We start from the raw sequence: 7,599 nt of genomic DNA, 5'->3' as shown, positions 1-7,599 counted from the left end.
GGTGAGGGGTTATGGGGGAGAGGGGAGTTGGAGGTTATGTGTATGAGTGGAATATGGGTGTGAATGTGTTGGGTGAGTGGAGTTGGTGTGAGCGAAATATGTGGGAGAGGAATGTGTGTGATGAATGTTTTTGCTGGGCGTTGTGCCGCAGCGACTTGCGTGCGGGCGCCTTCGACGGCACGCTGCGCTGGTCGCGGCATGCCCACCGCATGAGAGTTCACCACGGCCGGCCGAACGCGCTGTGCCGCAGGTTATCCGGCAGGATTGAGGAGGGCGCGGCACCCGCGGCAGATGCCGCCGACGAGGAACTGCCTTGTCATCTGGTCTAAAGGGGACGATGCGGATTGCACGCCTTTGTACCCGTGGCCCGGGACGGTGCGGCGGTTCCCCGATGAGCCCGCGCGCGAGCGGTTCGGACGGCGTCGCCGCTCACGCCTTCAGCCGTCTGAACACTACGCTGTGCAGCGTGGCGGGCCCGATGCTCTGGTCGCAGAACTCGCGGCGCTGGGGCGGCAGGTCGCTGCTCGCGCTGCGGTCACTCGCTGAACCGGCTGCCCGTTGTCGTTTGCGGGCGTGAGATTGGCACCGAACGTCCCCGCTCGACATCTTGTCCGGTCCCGAGCGGCCCGACGGCGTCATGTTGCGGGATACGTCGAGATCGTGCCCGGCCGGCATTTCATCGTCGCTCTGCGTCTCTATGGCATCGAAGTGGCCTTCGCGACCAGACCCGGCGGTCTGACGACATTTCAGAACCGATCGGTCGTCCCTCTAACGGGCGCGAGGGCTGCGACGATTCGGTGTGGTGCTCGGTCAGTGTCCGGTGACGCGGTTGCCGACGGTGTGGACGACGACGACTTGCGGGTCCCAGGGCACGAGGTTGTCGACCGCGTGTTGCAAGTCGGCGAGCGGTGGAAGTTGTTGCGGCCCGAGTATGGACACGGTCGCCGTGTCGCTGTGGAGGGTGACATCGGTGACCTCGGCACCGGGACTGTCGCGCAGCCAGTTTCGTGCGGCGTCGGAGATCTGCTCGGCCCACAGCGTCGAGAGGGAATTGACCGTCATGGGGACGGCGACCAGTGTCAGTGCCAGGGCGAGTACGGCGTAGGCGCGGCCGCGGCGGCTCTGTGTTCCTTCCTCTCGGCCGTAGCCGGCGACCACCAGTACTACCGTGGTGGTGATGACCATGGCCAGCACGTTGGATGCGAACAGCACGAAGGCGCCCAGTGCCAGTGCGGGCGCGCCGGATCCGAGGCAGACCCCGACCACGCCGAGCGGCGGCACCAGCGAGATCGCGATCGCCACCCCGGGCATGACATCTCCGACATCGCGGCGGGTGACCGCTACGGCCGCCACCAGCCCGGTCGCCAGTGCGGCGGTCAGATCCATCAGTTTGGGGGAGGTGCGGCCCTGGACCTGCGAGTTGGACAGCACGTTGATCGGATTCGGGAGCAACTGCGCGAACAAGAAGCTCAGCACGACGACCAGCACCACGCCCGCGACGACCAGCACCGCGCTGCGTGCCAGCAGACGAGCGCGGCCGGTGACGATACCGAGCCCGATGCCGAGAATCGGCACCGACAACGGCGCCACGATCATCGCGCCGATGACGGTGGCGGTGGAATCGCCGACCACTCCCGAGATGGCGATGACCGCGGAGAGCACCAGCATCATCCAGAACGCGGAACGCTTGGCGGCGGAGTCCCGAACGACAGGTCCAGGCGATCGGTGAGCTCGTCCAGCGACCGCCGTCGACTCGGGGGAAGCAGCAGGTGCATGACCATGGGGCCGCCGTAGCTATTCGGCGGGAGCGGTCTCGATGACAGCCTTCAGTTGCTGCAGGTCTTTGCGGTTCGCAGACCTCATCGCCGGCGCGATCAGCGGTGCGACGAGCCGGGAGAATCCGGCGGGCTCGCCGCGATTGCGCAGTGTCATGATCGTCGAGCCGGTCGGGGTGTCCTCGAACGCGTAGGTCGTCTCCATGGGAAATGGGCCGTCGGTGGTCGCCATCACGAGCCGCCTGCCCGGCTCCAGAACGCGGATGGTGTAGGTGTAGGCAAGGGAGCGGCCGAGGAAACGGGCTTCGAAGGCCATGGCCGAGCCGACCGCCAGCGGACCGGGTGTGAGCAGCCGGGCCGAGTCGATGTTGCGATACCACGCGGTGGTGTTGGCCGGGTCCATCGCGTAGTCGGCGACCTGCTGCCGATCCCGCCCGATCTCGATCGTGGTGGTGACATCCACAGGCACAGGTCGATGGTAGTTCCTCGGCGCGCGCCGTGGAGCTTGCCCGTGCCGTCGCGTAGCTGCAAGTGTGGGTCCCGGCGGTCGAGGGGGTAGCGATGGTGATGCTGACGATGTCGAGGATCAGGCCGGTGTCGGTCGAGGAGGGCACAACGGGTGCGTCGAGCGCGAGGGCCCGTGTCGGCTACTTACTCGCGACATCTGTCGCGATCGCTGTATGCGCCGTTCCGGCGCGGGAGTTTTCCTGCAAGGTCTACCGTGGACGCGCCAGGCGACGGCGTTCAATTTCGGTTACCGGGCGCGCGGTCGTGGTTGGGTATGCGGGTGTGGGCGGTGAGGAGCAGGTGATCGAAGCGGGTCACCGTCGATGCTTCCGCTGATGGCAGTTGGATGAGGTCGGTGATGAGCTGGGCGGCCAGGTCGAAAATTTTGGGGTGTCGGTGAGATCGATGTAGAAGCCGGTTGTGCCTACTGGGGTGCCGGATTCGTCGACGACCCGCTCGGATACGACCATGGCGTCGTGGACACGGCCGGCGGTGTCGAGGAAGCGGTGCCGGCTGGAAAACACCCACGACGCCACGGCCGCGGTATCGGACCGGACTAACGGTTCGCCGTTGCGCGCGGCGCGGTCGATGGCTCGGGCGACGTCGTCGCGGTCGTCGGGATGCTTGTGCGCGAGCATCAATTTGGTGGTCGGCTCGATGTGCCCGGGGGCATAGCCGTACATGCGGTAGACCTCTTCCGACCATTCCCATCGGTGGGTCATGAACCAGAATCGGAACGAGCCGACCATCGGTGGGGCGCTGGCCAACGCAGCCTCGGATACATCTGCGCTGGTCGAACGGTCTTCGCTCATACTCTATTATCGCGCGCTTGTTGTAGTGTCCGCCCCGCTCTCGATAACCGGGTGCGGTCTCTTTCGCGCGGCTACCGATGCCTTGCCGGGTGTGTTCAGGCCGCGTGGCCTGGCTCTGCCGTCGAAACACACGGTGTCGCTGCGTTCGTATACCGCGACGCCGCGATGAGCCAGTCCGGTATCGGCCGGTGGGCTCAGGCGGGAAGGCGGCGTACGGGCGAGCAGCGACCAAGTCGAAGTCGTCGAGCAGGGCCAGGACCGAGTGCAGGCGTCGTGCTCGGATCGGGCCGCGACGGTGTTGGTGCCGTTGTGGAGTTCATTCTCGCGGCGCGCGGTGTCTTGGATGTTGTGCGATGTTCAAGAGGATCCGGGCGGGTACTCGGCCCTTGCGATGCTGATGTCGGTAGGTTGGGTTCGCGATCGGTCGCCAGAAAGGCTCCATCATGGAATGGCTTGTGGGCGAATGGGATTCGGTCTGGATGGTAGCGGCCAAGGCCGCGTTGCTGATTCTCACAGGACTGGCGGGCCTCCGCCTGAGTGTGCGTCGGCCGCTGGCTCAGATGTCGATGTTCGACTTCATCACCGCTTCGGCGCTGGGGGCGATCATCGGCCGATCGGCGACCGCGAACACTACCTCTTATATTCAGGGCGCCGTCGCCATAGTGACGATTCTGCTCGTGCACCGGTTGATCTGCGCCATGCGTTTTCACTCCTTGCTGGCTGCCCTCGTCGATCATCCTGTACGGGTGCTGGTCGCGGATGGTCGGGTCCGTCACCGCGAGCTCCATCGCTGCGGTATTACCCCCTCGGATATTGAAGGCGTGTTGCGCGAGCGTGGTGTATTCGACCTGGCCGATGTGGCGTATCTGCTGTACGAGCACGCCGGTCAATTCACGGTTGTGCCTCGAGATCGCCGCTCCGGCCCGCTGGCGAGGGCCGTTGTGACCGACCGCCGGTGAACGGGGGCCGCATCGGGGCGACAGACATCTTCAGCCATGCCGCCGTGGTCTGCACTCGTCCGCTCGAGGCCCGTCACCGAATCCAAATTTTGTCGAAAGGCCACTCAGCCGCTGCCGTGTTTGAAGCTGCCGCCTCGTGGAATAGGCCTGTGCACGCGGCGTCGACGGGTTCTTCACCGCGCTGGGAGCGCCGGTGGGGCTTGTTGTGTCTGCGACCGCCGCACGGATGAGCCGGCTCAGGCCCTACGACCCGATTAGGGTAGGGGCGGGGTTGTGCGGTGTGGCCGTGGCCGCCTTTCCCGTCGTCCCTTATGCCGATGCGCGGTTCCACTTGCTCACCGCTGGTTCGGGAGCGATCGTCTTGGCGTTTCGGCCGGTGTTGGCGATTTCGTCGAAGCACCTGGTCGCGACTGTCCGCGGGTCCGTTGGTCGGTTATTGCCACGGTTGTGCTCAGCCTGCTGGTGGCATGGGTGTAACTGGAGACCGAAACGGGAGTGATCCCCGGGCTGGCCGAACGCATCGCCGCGGTTGCCGAGACCGGGTGGCCGCCTTCGTGGCGTGCTCGGTGCGCCGTGCCGCTCGCGAGTGAGTATTCGGCCTGCTCCGGCTCGAAAACGGCCGTGGGCAGACGTCACGGCGTCCATGCATCGTGTGTGACGGAAACGCGTTCGGGTGGGTGTGCGCCGCGATAACCTCGAGTGGTGCCGGAATTGATGGCGGTCACGATCATCGCGGTCTTTGTGGGGCTCGTCGTACTCCTTCGTAGGTGTAACCGTGCCCATGCTGAGGTGGATGCCGACGTTCCCGAAAATCAGATCTGACCGTTGTGGCTTCTTCGGCTCCGTTGCCGCACGTTGTCGTGCTGTGAGTCGATGGCCGCTGAATGCTTTGGTCACATAGCTTCTTTGATCCCCGCGTGGACGAGCCAGAGGTTGACGGGATAGGTGGTGAGGAAGCCGAGGAGTAGGCCGATCTGCATCATGAACCAGAACGCCGGTCCGTTGATCGGGAGTGGTTCGTCGAAGAACACTTTGGCGACCAGCGCCATCCAGGCGTACATGCCGACTTGGAAGGCGACGATCGACAGCGTGTCGGCTTTGATCGCATTGGCCAGGGCTCGGCGGGCCGGCATATCGGGGCGCATCGGTGCGATGGCGAAGTACTGGAAGGCGATGCCCAAGCTCCATGCGAGCACGAATTCCACCGCGTACTCGGCGAATAGTCGCTCACCGAACAATGTCCAGCCGGTGGCGAAGATGAGCCAGCCGCCGATGATGTCGCCGAGCGTGCACCCGGCGCCGCAGTGACTCGCCGACAGAATCCCTGCTCGCCACCGCGAGCCGGAGCCGTGACCTTCGCTCGAATTTCCTTCCGAGGGAGCATCTTTCGGTGCTGTGCGACCCAACCATGCATACCCCAGGACGCCCAACGGCCCGGAATACAGTGCGGTGATCGGCCAGACGGCGGTCATGATCACCATCGGCTGCCGACGCCGGGCAACGGTGATGTCGTAGAGGACGACCGCCGCACTGGCGCAGCCCGCGCCGATCGCGATCCATGCCAGCACGGTCAGCCAGGTCGGAACCACGCACGCCTCCTCGGATCGTCGTACCCACTCGAGCGAGTGCCCGGAGCCGGGCTACTGAAACGATTGCAGCCGCGTCGTATTCCGGGTCTGCGGTTGTGGCCGGAGTTCGTGGTGACGATGTTCGGTGCAGTCTCACATTGTTTCAGACGAAGGCGAAGTAGCGAAGCCATAGATAGGGTGCTGCGATCGCGATGGTGATTGCGGTGACGACGGCGCCCTTGCGGGTGAATTCCCAGAAGGAGATCGGGGTCTCGGCGCGTCGGGCGATGCCGAGCATGACGACGTTGGCGCTGGCGCCGACGGCGGTGAGGTTGCCGCCGTAGTCTGCGCCGATGACCAGCGCCCACCACAGTGCGTGGGCGTTGGCGTCGTGGTCGAGTTGTCCGACGAGGTCGGCGACCAGCGGGCTCATCGTCGCGACGTAGGGGATGTTGTCGATGATGCCCGACAGCAGCGCGGAGACGACGAGGATGAGCATGGTGGCGGCGAGCGCGTTGCCGCCGGTCGCGTGGACAGCGAGGCGGGAAAGGTGTTCGATCACACCGGTTTTCACCAGGGCGCCGATCATGACGAATAGTCCCGCGAAGAACAGCAGCGTTTCCCATTCGACTGCGGACAGGTAGTCGCTTTGCGACACATCGGAGATCAGGATGAGCACGCCGGCGCCGAGCAGTGCGACGATGGAGGGGTCGATGTGAAACAGCGAATGCCCGATGAAGCCGGCGAATACCGCGGCCAGGACCACGCCGGATTTGATCAGCAGGCCGCGGTCGTGGATGGCCTCGCGCTCGTTCAAGGCCATCACGTCGGCGACTCGGGCGGGGTCGACGGTGAAGCTGTGACGGAACAGTAGCGGCAGGATGAGCGTGAACACGATGATCGTGAGAACCGCCAGCGGTGCGACGTTGAGCAGAAAGTCGTTGAACGACAGGCCTGCTCGGCTGCCGATGATGATGTTGGGTGGGTCGCCGATGAGGGTGGCGGTGCCGCCGATGTTGGAGGCGAGTACTTCGGCGATCAGGAACGGTGCGGGACCGACGTCGAGGCGTTCGCACACCAGCAAGGTGACCGGGGCGATGAGCAGCACGGTGGTGACGTTGTCGAGAAATGCCGAGGCCACCGCGGTGATGAGGGTGAGCAGGATCATCACTCGTAGCGGAGATCCTTTAGCGCGCTTGGCCGCCCAGATCGCGGTGTATTCGAAGATGCCGGTCTGGCGCAGGATGCCGACGATGATCATCATGCCGAGCAGAAGGAACACGACGTTCCAGTCGATGCCGGTGTCGGCGGAGAAGAAGCTGTCTGCCGAACCGACCACGCCGAGGGTCAGCACTACTGCCGCACCGCCGAGCGCGGCCTTGGTTTTGTGCACCCGTTCGGTGGCGATCAAGACATAGGCGACCAGGAAGACGGCCACCGCGACGGCGGCCGTCATCGGATTCTCCCGTTCGCGCGGGTGGGATTCAGCAGTTGCTCAAGGTCGCTTCCAGCAGCCGTGACGCGGTGATCACGCCGATGAATTCGTCCCCGTCGGTCACCGCGACCAACGGGCTGCGGAATCGGGCCATGGTGGCGGCGACTTCGATCACGGTGTCGTCTGCGCGGGCGGCGGGGATTTTCGTGAGGTGTTCGGGTATTACCTCGCGTACTTTCTTGCCGCGCAACTTCGCCGCGACCCGGTCGCAGATCGGTTCGTCGATCACCGCGGCCAGTTTCGGGTCGTCCTGGACGTACTGCGGGACGATGAATCGGACGACTTGTGAGGCCGGGAGTACTGCCTTCGGTGTGCCGTCGGCGTCGGTGACGACGATGCCGGGCAGGCGATGTTCGGCCAGCAGTCGCGCCGCGTCGAGCGCGTCGGTGTCCAGGCCGACCACCGGGTATTGCTCGGCGATCTGGGATGCGTGCACTCCAGCAGGATACGTCGCGGGCACTCGTGATCGGTGCTACCACCACG

Annotated in this window: 6 protein-coding genes and 1 pseudogene; 1 reads left to right on the top strand and 6 read right to left on the bottom strand. The window is 65.0% G+C overall.

Annotation, left to right across the window (positions count from 1 at the left end):
* Nucleotides 1-810: 810 nt before the first annotated feature.
* The 3 genes and pseudogenes from C8258_RS31035 to C8258_RS31025 all read right to left on the bottom strand — a co-directional run bounded on the left by C8258_RS31035 (nucleotide 811) and on the right by C8258_RS31025 (nucleotide 3,004).
* A pseudogene (locus C8258_RS31035) lies at nucleotides 811-1,775 on the bottom strand (TIGR00341 family protein).
* 19 nt (nucleotides 1,776-1,794) lie between these two features.
* Nucleotides 1,795-2,244 carry an SRPBCC family protein gene (locus C8258_RS31030; RefSeq protein WP_106958168.1) on the bottom strand — a complete coding sequence of 150 codons (450 nt, stop codon included), beginning with the start codon at nucleotides 2,242-2,244 and terminating at the stop codon, nucleotides 1,795-1,797.
* A gap of 352 nt (nucleotides 2,245-2,596) precedes the next feature.
* Nucleotides 2,597-3,004: a PAS domain-containing protein gene (locus tag C8258_RS31025; RefSeq protein WP_369974854.1), complete on the bottom strand. Its 408-nt coding sequence runs from the start codon at nucleotides 3,002-3,004 to the stop codon at nucleotides 2,597-2,599.
* 533 nt (nucleotides 3,005-3,537) lie between these two features.
* On the opposite strand from C8258_RS31025, the gene C8258_RS31020 reads away from it, so the two are divergent.
* Nucleotides 3,538-4,053 (top strand): DUF421 domain-containing protein, encoded by a 516-nt coding sequence (locus C8258_RS31020; protein ID WP_106958167.1) that lies wholly within the window; start codon nucleotides 3,538-3,540, stop codon nucleotides 4,051-4,053.
* Nucleotides 4,054-4,946: 893 nt separating this feature from the next.
* On the opposite strand, the gene C8258_RS31015 is transcribed toward C8258_RS31020, so the two are convergent.
* The 3 genes from C8258_RS31015 to C8258_RS31005 all read right to left on the bottom strand — a co-directional run bounded on the left by C8258_RS31015 (nucleotide 4,947) and on the right by C8258_RS31005 (nucleotide 7,552).
* Complete coding sequence (locus C8258_RS31015) at nucleotides 4,947-5,642, bottom strand: DUF4396 domain-containing protein (RefSeq protein WP_106958166.1); 696 nt, start codon at nucleotides 5,640-5,642, stop codon at nucleotides 4,947-4,949.
* Between the two features lie 142 nt (nucleotides 5,643-5,784).
* Nucleotides 5,785-7,077: an ArsB/NhaD family transporter gene (locus C8258_RS31010; RefSeq protein WP_106958165.1), complete on the bottom strand. Its 1,293-nt coding sequence runs from the start codon at nucleotides 7,075-7,077 to the stop codon at nucleotides 5,785-5,787.
* Between the two features lie 28 nt (nucleotides 7,078-7,105).
* Nucleotides 7,106-7,552 (bottom strand): CBS domain-containing protein, encoded by a 447-nt coding sequence (locus C8258_RS31005; RefSeq protein WP_106958164.1) that lies wholly within the window; start codon nucleotides 7,550-7,552, stop codon nucleotides 7,106-7,108.
* Nucleotides 7,553-7,599 lie beyond the last annotated feature (47 nt).

The sequence above is a fragment of the Nocardia sp. MDA0666 genome (assembly GCF_003023875.1).
Taxonomy (GTDB): Bacteria; Actinomycetota; Actinomycetes; order Mycobacteriales; family Mycobacteriaceae; genus Nocardia; species Nocardia aobensis.
This window is presented reverse-complemented; position numbering and strand designations above follow the sequence as displayed.

What these genes read in the sequence shown, in the direction of transcription:
- C8258_RS31025 (WP_369974854.1), bottom strand. Translation starts at nt 3,004, where the DNA reads ATGACCCACCGATGGGAATGGTCGGAAGAGGTCTACCGCATGTACGGC.
- C8258_RS31010 (WP_106958165.1), bottom strand. Translation starts at nt 7,077, where the DNA reads ATGACGGCCGCCGTCGCGGTGGCCGTCTTCCTGGTCGCCTATGTCTTG.
- C8258_RS31020 (WP_106958167.1), top strand. Translation starts at nt 3,538, where the DNA reads ATGGAATGGCTTGTGGGCGAATGGGATTCGGTCTGGATGGTAGCGGCC.